Origin of the sequence: Brevibacillus soli (genome assembly GCF_044759095.2) — a bacterium.
GTDB lineage: Bacteria > Bacillota > Bacilli > Brevibacillales > Brevibacillaceae > JBIYSM02.
Map to the genome: position 1 here is coordinate 78,816 of NZ_JBIYSM020000008.1, position 17,831 is coordinate 96,646.

The window sequence follows — 17,831 nt, forward strand, 5'->3', positions numbered from 1 at the left end:
CCTTCATAAACACTCCCTGCGTGCAGCACGCTATAGCTAATCAGCATGCAGGGAGTGAGTTGTTTTGAAGACCTTCTCCGCTATCGTGCTCGCCGTTGTCTTGGTGAGTCTCGTCGTCATTCCCATACAGCGTCTCAACCGGCAAGAAAGGCCGGAACCTCATCCCTCCGTTACATCTTTGGACGCAAAGCTCCCCCGCATCAACTTTATGGAACAGGTAAAAGACACCCGACGCAACCTGGAACGCCGCCCGCACATCATGACTCTTCGCCACAATCAGCGCGATCGCAGTCATTACGTGGAGCATGAGGTGGTGGTACGCTTCTCGCCCCGTCCCGCTCCGGCGGAGGTCGCCAAACTCCTGAAGGAGGTCGACGGGAAAATCAAGCGGGATTTTGGCAACGCGATGATGATCAAGTCAAAGTCCCTGACCACGAAGCAGTTGATGAAACGCTTTGCCGAGCATCCCGATTCCGTCTATGCGGAACCCAACTTCCTCCTGCTTCCCAATCGGGTGCCGAATGACACCTATTACAAGGTGTACCAGTGGAACCTGCCCCTGATCGGAATGGAGCAGAGCTGGGAGGTAACCCAAGGCCGAAGTGATGTAATCGTCGCCGTAGTCGATACGGGTATTGACCTTAACCACCCAGAATTCCAGGGAAAGCTGGTGGGCGGGTATAACGTGATTGCAGACAACAAGATTCCGCAAGACGACAACGGCCACGGGACTCATGTGGCCGGGGTCATCGCCGCCAAAACGAACAACGGCGACGGTATTGCCGGTATGTCGTGGTACAGCAAGCTGATGCCGATCAAGGCAATCGGGGCGGACGGTTCCGGCACCGCCTTCGACATCGCCCAAGGGATTCACTGGGCGACAGATCACGGCGCAGCGGTAATCAACCTCAGTGTCGGCAACTACACCTCCTCCGCCGCGCTGCAGGAAGCGTGCCGATACGCATTTGACCGAAACGTGGTGCTGGTGGCTGCATCCGGCAACGACGCCACCAACCAGCCAAGCTATCCAGCCGCTTACAAGGAAGTGCTGTCGATCGCCGCCGTCGATCACGAGAGACGAAGGGCTGACTTCTCCAACTTTGGTGAATACGTGGATGTAGCCGCGCCTGGTGTGGATATCCCCAGTACCTATATCTACAGCGACTACGCCGCGCTGTCCGGCACATCCATGGCTTGCCCCCACGTGGCAGCGCTGGCCTCGCTCATCCGATCCGTGCAGCCGGGCATGAAAAACACGGATGTGATGCAGCTGATCCGTCGGTCTGCGACCGATTTGGGGAATCCCGGCCGGGATAACTACTACGGTTACGGCATGATTAACGTAAACAGCGCATTGCGCCAGGCAAGCCCGGCAACACGCAATCTGCCCGATCAACAGCCGAAAGGACTTGGCGGATTGATAAACAAGTTCCTGCTCCGACTTCGGTTCGGACTCCAGTAAGACACTAAGAGGGAGGAACAGCCATGAAAGCCTGCATCGTTTTTGCCCATGAAGGCACCAGCAGCTTCAATCATGAAATCCTGAACCGCGTGACGACAGCCTGCGAGCAGGCAGGAATCGAATACAAGGTTCGCGACTTGTACAAGATGAATTTTAAAGCGGTGTTTGACGCAGAAGAGATGCGAAACGTGGAACAAAAAAACGTCTCTGCCGACATCGCAGAAGAACAGGAGCTGCTGACGGAAGCGGACCTGCTGGTGATGATCTACCCTGTGTGGTGGTGGGCTCCGCCGGCAATCCTGAAGGGATACATTGACCGAGTGTTTACGAACAACTTCGCCTTCCGCTATGAAGCGAATGGACCGATAGGCCTGCTTTCCGGCAAACAGGCCGTGGTATTCACCACGACCCGCGAATCCGATGCAAAAATGCGGGAAAAAGGACTTGATCAAGTGATACAGAAGCAAATTGCGGACGGGACTCTGTCCTTTATCGGCTACGACGTAACGTACAAAAACTATGCCGGTGTGCCGTACGTGAGCGAGGCCGAGCGAGACAGCATGTTGCTCGATGTTGAAACAACAATGGCCGCCCTTCTCCGTCAGCCAGTCGGAGTGTAATCTACTGCTTGATCCCCGCGCCCACGTCCCTGCGCTAGCAGGTCGTCACAGCTCGCGGGTAGCTGGAGAAATCGGTCCCTCTACAAACCTTTGGTTTCTCAACAAATTGAGCACAGGCTTTACGCCTGTGCTCGTTCCTTATGCATCCGTTTTTTCGTAATGTAATCGGTCTCGTAGTATTGCAGATCATCGCGCAATTGTTCAAACACCTTTGACAGGGAAATGGTCAGTTGCTTGAGTTCCGGGGTAACCTCTTTGCGGAAGAGAATCGCATCCTGTCCGGTGTAGGAATAACGTCCATCCTCGTCATACACTTCCCCTTTGGGATAGTAGAAGTTGTTGACGCACATGTGATACACCTGATACAGCACTTCTTCAGCAAACTCTTCGTTGAAACGCGCCCTTCTCAGGGCAACCCCCAGCTTTTCATAGGCGTTCTCACAGTATACCAGCAAGTGCCGAAAATCAGACAGGTAGCTGCGGTAATACGCCTCGTACTCCTCAGGATCTCCCGACTGCTCCACCAGACCGGACAGCGTCACCTGATTCAAGAATCGCTCAAGCTCCATACTTACCTTTTTCAGCTTCGTGTACGTGTCTTCACACAACTGCTTCAGATGAGTACCTGACATAATGTCCCCCTTGAGTTGAAAAGAATCCGCCTTTTCCGATTAGTATAAGCAATGCTCTCCTGCAAAACAAGGCTTTTCTTTTCAGCTTTTCTTTTCAGCAAATCCCCTACACGCTTGTCGATTCATGCACTCTCAGGTCAGTCCGTTTCTTCGCCTGCGACAGATAAGCGAGGTAGGCTGCGAACAAGCCAAGCAGGGTCATGAAGCCCAGGACCGCGAAGTCATGCGCGATAAAGGATAGCCCGTGGCCTTTTGACAGAATTTCCCGTACAGCGTGCAGGAAGTAGGTCAACGGAAGAGACTGACCGATCGCCGCAATCCCGTCCGGCATTGACATGAACGGCCAGGTGAAGCCCGACAACATAAAGGACGGCACCGCGATCAGCATCGCGATCTGCGTCGCCTGCAGCTGATCTTTGGAGAAGAACGAGATGGCAAAGCCAATCGCCAGCACCGCTATGTTAAAAGCCGTTCCGATCAGCAGCACGTGAGCAGGATTGCCGTAATACGGAACCCCGAAACCTTTTAACAGCAAGGTAAATGTTAGTACCAGATTAAACGTGGCCACCAGCAGATAGGGCAGCAGTTTGCCTGCTGCGAGGACGGCAAAGCCGTTTTGGGAGAGCAATCCCAGCCACGTGCCCTCCTCTTTCTGCCGAGTGACGGACAAGGCGACTCCAAGAAACAGCACCTGCTGCAGGACAGTTCCACCCAAACCGAAAACCATGAAGGACAGGTAGCTGAAAGCGGGATTGTACAGAACCCGGTAGCGGTAATCGATTCCGGTAAACAGGGTTTTTCCTTCTTCTCCCCAATCTCCCCGCGCTTCCAGTTTCTTCAATGTGACGCCGGCGGATACCGATTTGATGACCGTATTGGCTGCCCGAACCGACGTGTTGGAGATCATCATGTTGCTGCCGTCGATGATCGTCAGCACCTCTGCCTCCCGTCCCGCCTTGACGTCTTTTTCCAGATTGGCAGGAATAATCACGCCGACGTATGCTTTTCCCTCATCAATCAGTCGCATGGCTTCCGCTTCTGTTCCCACAATCTCGGAGATGTGAAACGTCTGATCCGCTTCAAACGCACGATGCAGTTCCCGGCTTAACTCCGTCTGGTCAGCGTCTACCAGTACCGTGGGAATTTCCATCACCTTTTTTTCGCTGTAGAGAAACCCGAACAGGGTAAAATACAGAACCGGGACGACCAACAGCACCATCCGAATCGTTTTGTTGCGAAAAATGCTGTGCCACTCCTGCCAAAACAGCCGGGTGAAATTACTCACCGTCACCAGCTCCCTCTAATGGCCATTCAACGGTAAGCCCCGGACGAAGTTCCCCCTCCGACAGGTTCAATTTCACCTGAAAGGAGCGAATATCGCGATCGCCCAGCTCTTGCGTCGCTTTTTTTACGGCAAAATCGGCGGCCGGAGCGATGGAAGCGATCTGCGCTTCTACATTGCGATTCAATGCCGGTACATACAGGGAAACCTTATCGCCCGCCTTTAGATGGGAAATGGCGAATTCACTTACGTAGAACTTCACAAAGAGATCCGCTTTGGCTTGAATCGTTACCACAGTAAAGCCCTGTGATACCAGTTCCCCTTTTTGCACTGCCACCGACTTGACAATCCCGTCAACAGGTGAAAACAGTTTGGTGTTGTTCAGGTAGGCGTCGATTTCGTCCAGCGCCCCTTTTGCCTGCTGCACACCCGCTTCCGCCGATTTTACGTCCAGCTGTTTCAAACCGACCTGTCCGCGCGCTGCCACAGCTTGTTTGTATGCGGCGGTCGCCTGCTGCAGCTGCGCTTGGGCAGCGTCCAGTTGTTCTTTCCGGGCGCCGGTCTTCGCCATTTTCAACTGTTCCTCGGCCGCGGTATACTCGGCCAACGCCTTTTCATATTGCATTTGGGCCTCTTCCACTTTGACCTGCGGAACCGCTCCTTCCTGGTAGAGTGTCTTCATCCGGTCCAGTTGGGTTTGGGCGATCTCTTTTGCGGACAGGGCCGCCTCCAGCTTGGCCTTCAGCTGCGCCACTTCCTCCATGCGTGCTCCGTTCTTGTTTGCTTCATATTGAGCCTGCGCGGCATTGACTGCCGCCAGCGCCTGATCCACCTGCGCGCTTGACGAATGGTCGGTCACCGCTACTCCTTTTTTCGCCTGTTCCATGCGAACTACAGCCAGTTTATACGCTGCCTGAGCCTGTTCCCGCTTGGCCAGCAGCTCTTCGTTGTTCAGCGTAGCCACAAGCTGACCCGCTTTTACTTCGTCACCTTCTTTTACCTTGAGCTCAGCGATGGAACCACCCATCTTGAACGACAGGTCCACTTCCGTTCCTTCCACTACCCCAAAGAGGCGATCCGTGTTTTGCCCGGCCACACTTCCCGCTCCCGGTCCCATCAAGTAAGTACCCAGCACCGCAATGCTCGCCACAAATCCGGCTACTCCCATCCAAGCGCGTTGTTTCATGATGGATTTTCCCTCCTCTTTTTTTACCATTCTTTCCGTCCCAATACTCCGTGCAGCAAGCTGCGCAGCGTTTGTCTCGTCTCTTCTGTGTCTACCGGCTCTTTACGAAACTGTTTCCGCAATACGGTAAAGCCGGTCATGCCGAACATGGCCGACGCCAGCGTGCGGACATCCGCATCCGGTTTGAGGTGTCCTTGTCCCTTGAGTTCAGCCAGGTACTTTTCCATCGTCGAAAAATAACCGGCTAAAAGCGTACTGATTGCCTGATCACGCTGTTCGTCGCCGGTAAAAAAGCTCAGCAGAAGCAAGCAAAGCTCCTGGTGTTCGGAAAAGAAGCGAAGATGCTCATCCAGTACACATACCATACGCTCATCTGCAGAGAGATTGCTGTCCTGCATGGCGCTGTTTACGGAATCGATCAGCATCTTCACGCCTTTTTCAATCACAAATAAAAACAGCTCCTCCTTGGTGGAAAAGTGGTAATACAGCGTCCCCTTGGCCACCTGCGCCACCTCGGCAATCGTGTCCATCGTCGTGTCACTGTAGCCATACTGGGCAAAAGCGGTCAAAGCTCCCTGTGCAATCAGATCCTTTTTCGATCGAGCCATCACTCCCGTCCTCCTTAACATTTTTATACTGACTGGTCAGCACAAAATAAGTCTACTCCTTCTCCCTCGTTCCGTCAACATCGCAAAAAAAGAAAGATCGCCGTAGCGATCTTTCTTCATGGCGTGTCGCCTTTGATCTGCCTGTAGGTCTCCAGCGTTGTCGGCAGAGGCTCGACACCCAATTGCTCCTGCAGCTTGGCTGCGCATTTTTCGTACCAGCGAATCGCCTGAGCGCGGTTGTTTTTCCGGTAGTAGGCGATCATCAGCATCCGGTATGCTTCTTCCCAACAGTCATCTATGCGGACGATTCCCTCACACCAGCGGATCGCTGCATCATACTCCTCGAGGTCGAGATACGCTTGCGCCAATCTCTCTGCACCGCGCAAAAACATCATGTGCAGGCGCTCACGTTCCTCCATGCACCAGTCCTCGTAACGGCAATCCGGCAGGTACTCCCCTTGGTAGTAAGCCAACCCTTTTTCCAGGAGGGAAACTGCCTGGCGCGGCTCCGTCTCCGCCATGCCGAGTGTCAGCAGTTTTTCAAACTCCTCCACGTCAATATGATAGCCTGAGGCCAGGTTAAACCCGTAGGAAGAGCCGTGCCGCTGGATGAAAAAGGCACTGGCTCTCGCCTCCCGGTTGGGCTCCAAAGCCTTGTTCAACGCGTTTAGCGCCACTTTGAAATCACGCGAGGCCGCCTCCTCGTCGCTCTCCGCCCATAAATAGGAAAAGATCTCTTCACGAGCCAACAAGTGCTGCCGCTTCGTCAGCAGAAGCTGTAACAGCTGTTTGGCTTTTCCCCGTTGCCACGCCTTGTCGCTCAATTCCCGCTCACCCAGCCAGACGCGGAACTGACCGAGCGCCTGGATGCGGAGGGTGTACCCGGGATGAAAGGAAACGTTTTGCAAGCCAAGCTCTGTCAACAGCTGCGAAACGTAATCGGGGTGAATCTGACGCTTTTGGGCCTCAATTAAAATGGGCATGAGCCTCTGGACGTCATTTGGCGTCAACATCGTCGGACGCTGCAGCAGGAAATTGTACTCGCCCGATTGAATGGCAGACAGCGCATGCGTCACCGCGGGAACAAACTCCTCCCACTGCTTCTGCCGATAGGCAAGAAAGCTCAACCAGAGATGGCAGATCGCCACGGCATAGCTGTCACCGCAGCGGCTCAGCCGTTCCACGCATTCCGTGAATGCAACGCGAGCAAGCTCGTCTTTTCCGCTGTATGCGTAAGCGATGCCTACTCCCAAGCGAACGAGGCTGTTCAGCCAATCGTCGCGAATCGCTTCCGTCTCCTGAAGCCCCCGCTGTCCGTAGGCGAGCGCCAGATCCAGCGCTTTTTCCCTGCCGTGAAGAAGAGTGAGTCCCAGCAGAGTTTCCGCTTTTCCCCGCGTGGACTGCAGCTCTTCCATCATGCGCAGCCCCTTCAGATAGTTCAGGCGAATCTGTTCAGGGGCGTACTCCTGGCTCATCAAAGCGGCATGTGCCTTGCGAACGTAGCCGCACGCCTCCACAAACGGCGAATGCGCCGCTTGCCCTTGTCTGATCGCTGTCTCTGCGGCAGCGATTCCTTTTTCCCACTCTCCGTTCATCCCGTAAATCCAGGCCAACAGGAGCGTGGTCTCCCGGTAAGAGCGCGTCAGCGTCGGGATCGATTGCTGCTGCTCCGATTGCCACTTGCTTTCCAACAAGTGGATCGCCGATTGCAATCGGCCTGTGCGGAACAGCAGGCGAGATTCCAGTTCCACTTCCGTCAGCTGCTCCAGTTCCTGGCTCCGTTGGTACCAGTACGCTGCCTGCTTGGCGTCGCCGCGGTTGGTGTAAATTTCCGCAAGCAGCCGGTACAGCCGCGGCGCGATTTCATGGTCTTGCGGCTCCAGCAGCTGGATCGCTTGTTTTAAGAGCTCCTCCGCCTTCAATCCTTGCACGCTGTCCAGGTGCACCCTGGCCAGTCCCTCCAAACCGCGACACTGTCCGATAACGTCCTGCTTTTGTACGGATAGGGTGTGAAACCGTCTGTAGGACGCGAACGCTTTGGGATACAGGCAGCGGTACCGCTCCACTTCCGCCTGGTAAAACCACAGCCAGTGAAACTTCTCTTTTACCTCATCCGGCAGCTGTTGACTCCATTCATACAAGAAGTCGAGCTTTCCCGTATGAAGGAGTCGTTCGGCCACGTGGAAGAGCCATTCTCCAAGCTGCTCCCAGTTTTCAATCAAGCGCAAATGCTCGAACGCCCGCTGTTCTTCACCGTGCTGATAGTAAAACTGCGCCGCCATCTGATGCAGCTTCACATAACGCTCCGAATCGCCCGCCAGTTTGCTTAACAGCAAGCGGCGAAACAGCGGGTGATACCGATACATCCCATCACCGATTGAGATGAGAAACAGGTTGCGCCGTACCGCCTCCTCCAGCCAAAACTCTCCCTCGCTGCCCGCTACATGGCGGCAGTGGTCAGAAGAAATGCTCTGGAAAACGGCCGTCGACTGCAGGAACTGGCGCATGAACGGCTCCTGCTTTTCGAACACCTCCGCCTCCAGCAGGTGGATCAGATGGGACAGTTCGATCAGGGTCCTGGGCAGCTCGACACCCAGCGAGAGCTTTTCGCCGATCCCGCGAACAGCCATGATCCATCCGAGCGTCGCTTCTTCGATGATGTCACATTCTTCTGACGACAGCGCCAAATCGTACTCATCTGCAAACAGCGCTTCCATCTCTTCCTTGGTGAAGGCGAAGTCGGCGACAGTCAATTCAAAGCACTCCCCCCGCGCCTTCATCAGCGGAAGCCACGGCCAAGGCGGCAGATAGCGGGAAAGGACGACCATCTTCACGTGGTTGGGCAAAATCCGGACGGCAAGCTGCATCCATTGATCGATAAAAAAAGATGACTGAACATACTGGTAATTATCGAGAACGAGAAGGAGTTCCCCGTTTACCCGCAAACACTCATGGGCAAACCGTTCGGCCAGCATCTCCACTTCCTCGGGGGTCGGCACCTGCCTGATCGTTTGCAGATCCGCCAGCAGTTCCGAACCGAATCCCGCGTGCTGGCGGCGTATGCTCTCTGCAATGTATTGCAAAAACACAGACAATTCTGTGTCCTGTTCGTCAATCTGATACCAACATGCATCCATGTGTTCGTCAGCCAAGAAGGTGGCGAACGCGGTGGACTTGCCGTACCCTGGTCCGGCATGCAGCAAGGACAAGGGAGCAGACAGCATCAGGCGAAATTTTTTAGCCAAAGAAGGACGACGAAGCACATGCGATTTTTGTCGCGGCGGTTGTATTTTGGAAAGGTATATCCGGGTTGCGCTCATCGCCTACCCTCCTGTTCGTTGGTATCCACACCCATCCCTATTCCATTTCTCCGCTTGAAATTCCTGCCTTTGACGCATGACAAGAAAACCCAGCCGACTTAAGCGATTGCTGGTGTCGGCCGGGGCCCCGAACATTTTTCTAGCGGCTGTATGGGATGTCCAATTTTATAAATTCTTATACACCCAAAAAAAGCCCACCTGTTACAGGTGGTCTCTTCTTATCCGACCAAATCGAATCCCTTGACGGTGTATCCGATATCGTTCAGCAAGCTTTGAAACTCTCCGTCTGCCACCGCTTCGCCACGCACGATCCGCTCGTGCAGGTCGGCAATGCGATCGTATATGGCGCGGTTGGTGCACACATACATAATATTGTACCCCGTTTCCGCCTGCAAACGGCTGCGCATTTCCCCTGCAACCAGCATCTGCAGTCTGTCTGTGTGTCCGTTATAGATTCTGCTGGGCTTTCCGGGTGTATAAGGAATACGGGGAGTAGGATCGATGGTATCCGCTTTGGGCGTTTCAGACGGAAGCACACCGATCAACAGGTTGTCTTTAAAGGCAATCACCTTGATGTCGACCACCCCGGGAATTCGCTCTGCGTGTCGTTCCAATTGAGCTACCAGATGAGGTTCCCGGTTTTGCAGCTGTTTTCGCCGCAACATGGCAACGGGGCCTTTGTCCATACCGACGTTGTCGTTTTTCAGATTGATTCCGTACGTGTCAAACTTGGCTGGATTGTTAGGCGCCCTGTCTTCCGCCCCCTGCTGCTTGTTGGGTACACACCCCGCCGCCAGCGCCAAAACGAGTGCTCCTGCAAGAGCGCTTCTTCCGAGTCCTTTCAAGAAAAACACCTCCTTTACCCCTTATTTTGGAGTGAAGAAGGTGTCCTTACTCGAGTTACGTTTTTCCTACTAGTTCTTGAACGTGAATGTTCCTTCAAAAACATCCGTTTCATTGCCTTTGGTCGCTTTCAGCGTAAAGGTTTCCGCACTGGTTTTTTCCACCAGCTCAAAGGCAAATGAACCGTCTGATTTGACGTTGGCTTCGTAATTTTTATCGTCGATCTCGACCACCAGGCTGGAACCCGCATCAACTTTCCCGGAAATCACCATAAATCCGATACCTGCAAAACTGGCCGCTTTGGCAGAAACAGATTCCTTGTCAATCAGATGGGCAACAGCAGGTTTGTCGGACGGCTTTTGTTCGCTTGATTGTTCCGTGCCTGGATTGGTCGCAGCCGCCTTGTCCGTAATCAGGACAGTTTGCGTAGCGGCCTCCCAGTTTACATCGTAGTTCAGCGCTTCTGCGATAAAGCGAACCGGAACCATGGTACGCTGGTTAATGATTTGCGCAGGCACGTCCAGTGTGATGGTCTCACCGTTGCGCTTGGCGATCTTTTGGGAAACGACCAGCTTTACGGAGTTGGCTCCCTTTACAATGGTAACCGTGCGGGTTTGCGTGTTCCAATCCACGTCAAAGCCAAGTCCTTCAGCGATCGGACGGATCGGTACCAGGGTGCGTTGATCGCGAATAACCGGTTTTTGATCCGGGAAAGCAATCGCTTTTTGATGATACACCACCTTGATGTTCGCTTGAACAGTCGCTGCGGGTGCAGCCGTCGCTGCCGACGGCACGAGCGCAATCGCAAGAACAAGAGCGGCCCATTTCTTGAACATGTCGTCAACTCCATTCCATACAGTTTGGCAACGACTACTAATCTACTATACTATGTTGCCTGTTTCAAGCCGTTTCCGAAGAATTGATCCTTTTAAAAAAAGATGACCATTTTGACAGTCAAAATCGTTACAATAGACTTACTACGATGAAATTCTACGCACGAAAGAGGCCTGACAATCCCATGAAGAAGCTACTTACACTCCTCGTCCTCGCAGCTGTCTTAACCGTTATTCCGCCGTTTGGAAGCTTTGCCGACTCAACCATGATCCAACCAGGAAACGATGTACTTGTCAGCCATTTTCTATCTCTCCTCGAAGGAAAAAAAGTAGGTCTCGTAACCAATCAAACAGGGGTGAACAGTCAAGGGATTCCTGTAATGGACCTGCTTCGCCAGAACAAAAAGTTCCATCTGACAGCGTTGTTTGCTCCGGAACACGGTACGCGAATGCCAACGAAAGATATGCTGCAGCAAATTGACCTGCTCCTGTTTGACGTCCAGGACATCGGCGCACGCAATTCCCCCTACCTTTCCGCGCTTCAGGACTGCATGATTGCAGCGAAACATTACCACAAGCCGATCCTGGTGCTGGATCGACCCAATCCGCTTGGCGGGAACATCGTCGAAGGCCCCGTTCTCGAAGAGGGGTACCGCTCCTTCGTCGGAGTGGATACCCTGCCCATGGCTCACGGAATGACGATCGGGGAGCTGTCCCTGTTCTTCAACCGCAAGATCGGAGCAGATCTAACCGTCATCCCGATGGAGGGCTACACGCGCAGCATGATCTTTGAAGACACCGGCCTGCCCTGGGTTCCTGTCTCACCCGATATCCCTGACATGGAGTCCGTATTTGGCTACATGGCGACGGGACTGGGAGAAGGAACGGGAGTCGTCCAGGCAGACCATTTCAAGTGGATCGGCGGCAAAGAGATTGACCCCGAACGATACGCCGAGCTGTTGAATCAGGCTGGTTTACCCGGCGTTGTCTTCACTCCGGAAAAACGAGGCGCCCTGGGTGGCGTCCGCCTGAAAATTGTCAATCCGCATACGTTTAATCCGGCCAAGACGGGCATCTACGCTCTTTTCTACGCTCACAAGCTAAACCGTTTTCCTGTCCCGCAAAGCGGCAAGACCTTCGCGATGTTCGACAAGATCATGGGCACAAGGAAGATCGGGAATGCATTGGCGAACGGACTCACCCTGCAGCAGATGGAGCTTTTGTACGCTGAGGAACTGTCCGCTTTCAAGGAACGGCGCAAACCATACCTGATTTACGGGGAAACGCCGTACCGGGCATCGCAGCCGATTCGCGACAAACCGGCTGTCGCATCGAACTTGACACCACGGAATGACCCGAAACCGGCCGTCCATGCTTCGACCGAGACGGCCCCGAGAAAACCGGACAAGGCAGTGAATCCTGCCCCAGTGGCGATACCGGTTCCTGCTCCCGTTCCAGCAGCGAAACCGCCTCACAAGACAACGGACAAAGTAGCCTACCTCACGTTCGACGACGGTCCTTCCCCGGTCACCAGGCTGGTGTTGGACACACTGAAACAGCATGGAGTAAAAGCAACCTTTTTTGTCGTCGGCAAAAACGTGCCGGGAAACGAAGCCGTCTTGAAGCGAGCCGTTGCTGAAGGGCACGTGATCGGCGGTCATTCTTATTCGCACGACTACCGGATCATCTACAAGGACATGGATTCATTTTTTACAGATTTGGAACAGGGCAACCGAATCATCGAGAAGGCAACGGGAATCAAACCGACCGTATTCCGCTTTCCAGGGGGCAGCACCAACACGATCAGTAAAAAGTACCAGGATCCGCTCATCTACAGCCAGCATGAACCGATCATGCGAAAGATCAAGGCGGAAGTAAAACGACGAGGCTACACCTTTATCGATTGGAACGTGGACAACGGCGATGCCAAAAGCAACCAGTACACAGCGTCGGCCGCGATTGACAACGTGAAACGGCAGGCTAACGATCAACGGGAGCTCGTCATCCTGATGCACGACTCCGCTACCAAACTGGCGACGGCAAAAGCATTGCCGGCCATCATCGAGTATTTGAAGGCAGAAGGCTACCGCTTTGACGTGCTGAAAAAGGAACGGCCGACCGTCGCCGCCGTCCGTTGAACGAATGCCAAACACACCAACTTCCTGAACAGGTGGTTGGTGTGTTTGCATGTTCCCGATCGAATGGGAGAGAATATTCACCGTTACTCTTGATTTAGGCTCTTCAAGGAGGGAACGGGATGGGAAAATACCGCTGCCATTACTGTGAACACGAGACGGACAGCGCTCACATGATCACGTTTTTCCAAGGAAAACAGGAGCGTGACGAACTTCTTTGCGATGTGTGTTACGCTGATTGGCTCGAGTCCTTAAAGAGCGAACCCTAAGAGTAACATTCTCGCGACCCCCATCCGGAAGCACCGTCTGCACCGGATGGGTTATCCGCATGCTCCGGCCCAGACTAGCCGATCTTCGAATATACCGTGTCCGGCAAAAGGTTTCCGGGATGGACGACGTACAGGGGACCCCAGGATGGGTTGGCGTCGTGCATCGATTTTAAAACTGCAAGCATCCGTTCAAAGATAACCGGAATCCTAGCACCTTTGCTGACCGCCTCCACCACGGCGGCCGCCACCACGTGCGCGGCGTAAAAACCGCGTGTGTAGTCGTCAGTCGAGAGTGGTCCCTCGGAACTCAGCAGTGCGCGCAGTTGGGCAACGATGGACTCATCCTGGTTGCACCAGTTTTGTATCTCGCCGAGCGCATGGTTGTCCAGGCTTTGCATTTTGGCGTGTACCACGACGGAGGCGACGATACTGGCCGATCGCCGCGCCTCTTCCGGAGTTACGATTTTCCGGCCCAAACGAATCACGGAAAGATCCTTGTCCGTCTCCGCTTCAATCAAGTCAGCCCAGACATCGGCTCCGTCAAATTCCAGCAGCCGAACCGTTGCGGCAGCCAGATATCCCCTCAGGATATCGGCCGGATGAGGGGCATCCTCCGGACCGACGTTGCTCAGAGTAGGACTTCCCGAGTAAGCGGCCCGCAAACCGCGAAAATAGCCGATCAGGCCGATGCCGGCCGCAGGGCCCATGTTCAATATTCCCAAAATATCGGAAGCTGTCTCGTCAATCCGTGACGCCCAATAATCAGGCAAGCCGTACTTGGCGTTTTGCTCCGTTAACGCCGCCCGGACATTCTTCGCCAGCTCCTGGATCAGACCGGTGTCGGCATGTAAAATGTCATGTCCCGTTGTTTCATGTCCAAGAGCGGCCCAGGCAAGAAGTCCGTGCTTGGCATGTGCCGGCGGAAGGTTTACGATCGCTGTCTGCAGACCGAAGACTTCAGTGGCCTCGATGGTCCAGGTGTACGGACCATAATCCGGGTAACCCCACTTCACGAGCGGTGGAATGCCGCTCTTGTCGGGACGCTTTACTCCCCATCTGTCCTCCGCGCTCAAAAATCCGTCATACAGGTCGCTTACCACTTCTTGATATCCATCCGTAGCCCGATCTTCATATCCTTCGCCATTTTGCAAAATGGCCTGGGCAATATCGAGCATCAGCAGTGCCATCCCTTGCCGTCCGGGATCTCGCCGGAGGATTTGCTGGAAGCCCTCTTCACCCAACTCGTCCAATTTTTGAACGTACGGTTGATACACAGCTTCCCGGTACAGCGGGGGAAGCTTGGCCCTCGCTGCTTCCAATCGGCCGCGCAAAAGATGGAAATCCGTCGGGTCTTCAGGGCCGGAACTTTTCTCCAGTGCAGCTATCTTCACTTCCTCGACACACTCCTGGAGATTGCTTAGATCCGGTTGATCCGGCATGCTTATGTCCAGACATTCTTCGTGAGGTTGGTACGTTGCAAAACGAGGCTTGCTCATCAGACACCCCTCCAACAAGATTTTTAAAAAACTTGTTGCCTCCAGTCTGTCTGTGATTCTCTTCCCGCTTACCATCAATATACCAATGCATCAATTTTTTTCCAATAGGACTTGCTGCCAAAAAACAAGCCGATGAACCATGTCCATCGGCCTCTTTTTTCGTTATGCAGGTTGTGATCCCGGCAATACCTGTGCTACAATGAGAAGTGGATTTTACAATTGTTTTCAAATAAACATATTTATTCCATTTTAATTGTATAACATTTCTCTTGCGTTGTCAAACCTTTTGAACCAAAAAAGATTTTTGCGAAAAAGGAGCGATTCCATGAGTGCAGTCGAGCAGGATCGGCTTGAGGAGCAACAACGGGTGGATCGGGTGATGGACGTAATCGCCAGACGAATTGTGTCTTTACAGCAGCAGGCAGGCGGGTTGCAAGCGGATATCGTGGAAATACGCAAAAATTTCTGGGACGATGTAACTGTCAATTTTGACGACGCACACGAAGCGACCGAAACATACACAAGCATCAAACAGCAGGCGGAGGTGCTGTCGGAGCGGGAACGCAGCCATCAGCATGCCGAGAAGCAGCTAAAAACCCTGTTCAAACTACAACAGTCCCCGTACTTTGGGCGAATTGACTTCATGGAATCCGGCGAAAAACAAAGCGAGCGCATCTATCTGGGAATCGCTTCTCTCCTCGATGAAAACGACGAACACTTCCTCATCCATGACTGGCGCGCACCGGTTTCAAGTCTGTATTATGACTGCCCGCCCGGAGCGGCGAAGTACGAAACACCCGGCGGCACTGTTACCGGCACATTGGAATTAAAGCGCCAGTATCTCATCCGTGACGGCCGCATTCGAAGCATGTTTGACACAGGCGTAACGATTGGCGACGAACTGCTGCAGGAGATGCTCGGCAGACATGCCAGCTCGCAGATGAAAAGTATTGTGGCTACGATACAAAAAGAGCAAAACCGCATCATTCGGAACGAACGAAGTCACTTGCTGATCGTAGAGGGGGCGGCGGGAAGCGGCAAGACATCCGCAGCGCTTCAGAGGGTCGCCTATTTGCTGTACCGCTACCGGAAAACTCTGAACGCGGAGCAGATCGTGCTGTTTTCCCCCAATCCGCTGTTTAACAGCTACATCTCTACCGTTCTCCCAGAGCTTGGCGAAGAGAACATGCAGCAGACCACCTTTCAGGAGTACCTGGAACGGCGGCTGGGGAAAACCTTCCGACTCGAAGATCCGTTCATGCAGCTCGAATATGTGCTCACCGCCGCAAACGAATCCGGTTATGCACCACGCATCGAAGGCATTCGCTTCAAGGCGTCCCTTGCATTCATGCAGATGGTCGATCGGTACATCGAATGGCTTGGACGGGAAGGCATGCGTTTTCGGGACGTAACGTTCCGCGGAAGAATCATCCTTTCAGCTGAACGCATGGCAGAACAGTTCTATTCCCTGGATCCTTCCATGCGAATCCCCAACCGATTGATCCTTCTGGCCAAATGGCTGCTTGCGCAACTGGAGGAACAGGCAAGCCTGGAGCGAAAAAAACCATGGGTTGAAGATGAAATCGAGCTGCTCGACCAGGATGACTACCGGGAGGCGTATGAGGAACTGAGAAGAAGAAAACGGCTTGGGGGAAATACATTCGACGACTTTGCGCTCGAACAAAAGCTGCTCGCCGCCCTTGTCGTAAACAGGCACTTCGAACCGCTGAGAGCAGTTGTAAAGCGCCTTCAGTTTATTGACGTCCCGGCCCTATACCGGCAGCTGTTCACTGATGCCCATCGCCTTTATCCATCGAACGACCGTACCGACTTGCCTGACTCATGGGAGGAGATCTGCGAACAGACAGTGGCACGGCTGGACCGCTCTGAGCTGGCGTATGAAGATGCCACACCGTATCTCTACCTAAAAGAACGGATGGAAGGATTCCGGACCAACCATTCCGTGCGTCACGTCTTTATCGATGAGGCGCAGGATTATTCGCCTTTTCAGATCGCTTTCCTCAGACGGATGTTTCCGAACGGTAAAATGACGATGCTCGGCGACCTTAATCAGGGGATATACGTCCATTCCAGCAGCAACCATTTTGCAAAACTATCCTCGCTTTACCCGGAGGAACAGACAGAAAAAATCGTCCTGACGCGAAGCTATCGCTCCACGCGGCCGATTGTGGTATTCACGCGTGGACTGATTGCGGGAGGAGACGCTATTGAGCCTTTTAACCGGGAGGGGCGGAAACCAACCGTAACGCAAGCAGCAGACATGACGGAACTCGCCGCCCGGATCAAAGAACGCATCCGCTCTCTTCAAGCGGACGGCCATCGAACGATAGCCGTCATCGGCAAAACCTTTGCAGAAAGCCAAGAAGCATACCAAGCATTGCGGGGCGATTCGCCGCTTCGACTGATCGGAAAGGAGGCGGTCTCGTTCGAGGCTGGTACGCTGGTCATTCCCTCCTATCTCGCAAAAGGTGTGGAATTCGACGCGGTTATCATCTACAATGCTTCGCAATACCAATACGGGAGAGAGAGGGAGCGGAAACTCTTCTACACGGCATGCACCCGGGCCATGCATGAATTGCACATCTGCTGCGTCGGCGATATCACTCCTTTTTTGAGCGTACTGTCACCTGATACGTACAGCTTGGAAAATAAGAAAACCCAGCCGATTTTAGCTAACGCTGGTGTCGGCTGGGGCCCCGAACACTTTTCTAGCGGCTGTATGGAATGTCCAAATTTATAAATTCTTATACACCAAGAAAACCCACCCGGCATGAGCTATCCTCGACCCACTCGGCGTTAGCTATCGCTGTGCCGAGTGGGGTCCCTTTCTTCGCCGGGCGGGGGCCCCGAACACTTTTCTAGCGGCTGTATGGGATGTCCAAATTTATAAATTCATATACACCAAAAAAGCAGGTAGGATCATCTACCTGCTTGCCTCTTCTATGTATGGCGGAGGGAGAGGGATTCGAACCCCCGTGACGTTGCCGCCTAACGGTTTTCAAGACCGCCCCGTTATGACCACTTCGGTATCCCTCCGCGTATCAGACAAGAATTACTATAGCATAAAAACCCTTACTTGTGCAATGGTTTTTGCTAAAAAAATTCACCTGTAACAGAAAAGATG

13 protein-coding genes and 1 tRNA gene are annotated in these 17,831 nt (G+C 53.6%); 5 read left to right on the forward strand and 9 right to left on the reverse strand.

The features are described from left to right. Positions 1–64: 64 nt before the first annotated feature. Both ACE99V_RS05215 and ACE99V_RS05220 read left to right on the forward strand, forming a co-directional pair. Positions 65–1,462, forward strand: coding sequence for a S8 family peptidase (locus ACE99V_RS05215; RefSeq protein ID WP_400490062.1), 1,398 nt, complete (start codon positions 65–67; stop codon positions 1,460–1,462). A 23-nt stretch (positions 1,463–1,485) separates the two neighbouring features. Continuing rightward, on the forward strand, positions 1,486–2,082 hold the full coding sequence (locus tag ACE99V_RS05220) for an NAD(P)H-dependent oxidoreductase (protein ID WP_400490061.1): 597 nt from the start codon (positions 1,486–1,488) through the stop codon (positions 2,080–2,082). A 119-nt stretch (positions 2,083–2,201) separates the two neighbouring features. Here ACE99V_RS05220 and ACE99V_RS05225 read toward each other — a convergent pair whose 3' ends face one another. The 7 genes from ACE99V_RS05225 to ACE99V_RS05255 all read right to left on the reverse strand — a co-directional run bounded on the left by ACE99V_RS05225 (position 2,202) and on the right by ACE99V_RS05255 (position 10,789). Then, positions 2,202–2,714, reverse strand: coding sequence for a DUF3907 family protein (locus ACE99V_RS05225; RefSeq protein WP_400490060.1), 513 nt, complete (start codon positions 2,712–2,714; stop codon positions 2,202–2,204). A gap of 106 nt (positions 2,715–2,820) precedes the next feature. Further along, the gene (locus ACE99V_RS05230; protein ID WP_400490059.1) at positions 2,821–3,999 is read right to left on the reverse strand and encodes an ABC transporter permease; all 1,179 of its coding nucleotides are present in this window, start codon (positions 3,997–3,999) and stop codon (positions 2,821–2,823) included. Then, positions 3,992–5,182, reverse strand: a complete 1,191-nt coding sequence (locus tag ACE99V_RS05235) for an HlyD family secretion protein (RefSeq protein WP_400490058.1) — start codon at positions 5,180–5,182, stop codon at positions 3,992–3,994. The genes ACE99V_RS05230 and ACE99V_RS05235 overlap by 8 nt, the downstream gene beginning before the upstream one ends. Before the next feature lie 23 nt (positions 5,183–5,205). Continuing rightward, positions 5,206–5,790, reverse strand: a complete 585-nt coding sequence (locus tag ACE99V_RS05240; RefSeq protein ID WP_400490057.1) for a TetR/AcrR family transcriptional regulator — start codon at positions 5,788–5,790, stop codon at positions 5,206–5,208. 116 nt (positions 5,791–5,906) lie between these two features. Beyond that, on the reverse strand, positions 5,907–9,110 hold the full coding sequence (locus tag ACE99V_RS05245; protein ID WP_400490056.1) for an AfsR/SARP family transcriptional regulator: 3,204 nt from the start codon (positions 9,108–9,110) through the stop codon (positions 5,907–5,909). Between the two features lie 218 nt (positions 9,111–9,328). Then, a complete protein-coding gene (locus ACE99V_RS05250; protein ID WP_420998259.1) occupies positions 9,329–9,955 on the reverse strand; it encodes a sporulation protein in 627 nt (208 codons plus the stop codon). Positions 9,956–10,024: 69 nt separating this feature from the next. Next, positions 10,025–10,789: a copper amine oxidase N-terminal domain-containing protein gene (locus ACE99V_RS05255; protein ID WP_400490054.1), complete on the reverse strand. Its 765-nt coding sequence runs from the start codon at positions 10,787–10,789 to the stop codon at positions 10,025–10,027. Between the two features lie 182 nt (positions 10,790–10,971). On the opposite strand from ACE99V_RS05255, the gene ACE99V_RS05260 reads away from it, so the two are divergent. Then, a complete protein-coding gene (locus ACE99V_RS05260; protein ID WP_400490053.1) occupies positions 10,972–12,924 on the forward strand; it encodes an exo-beta-N-acetylmuramidase NamZ domain-containing protein in 1,953 nt (650 codons plus the stop codon). 119 nt (positions 12,925–13,043) lie between these two features. Continuing rightward, positions 13,044–13,190 carry a hypothetical protein gene (locus ACE99V_RS05265; protein ID WP_400490052.1) on the forward strand — a complete coding sequence of 49 codons (147 nt, stop codon included), beginning with the start codon at positions 13,044–13,046 and terminating at the stop codon, positions 13,188–13,190. A 74-nt stretch (positions 13,191–13,264) separates the two neighbouring features. On the opposite strand, the gene ACE99V_RS05270 is transcribed toward ACE99V_RS05265, so the two are convergent. Continuing rightward, positions 13,265–14,686, reverse strand: coding sequence for a hypothetical protein (locus ACE99V_RS05270; protein ID WP_400490051.1), 1,422 nt, complete (start codon positions 14,684–14,686; stop codon positions 13,265–13,267). A 325-nt stretch (positions 14,687–15,011) separates the two neighbouring features. On the opposite strand from ACE99V_RS05270, the gene helD reads away from it, so the two are divergent. Beyond that, on the forward strand, positions 15,012–17,447 hold the full coding sequence (gene helD, locus ACE99V_RS05275; RefSeq protein WP_400490050.1) for an RNA polymerase recycling motor HelD: 2,436 nt from the start codon (positions 15,012–15,014) through the stop codon (positions 17,445–17,447). Between the two features lie 207 nt (positions 17,448–17,654). On the opposite strand, the gene ACE99V_RS05280 is transcribed toward helD, so the two are convergent. Next, positions 17,655–17,743: transfer RNA gene (locus ACE99V_RS05280), tRNA-Ser, on the reverse strand. Between the last annotated feature and the right edge of the window lie 88 nt (positions 17,744–17,831).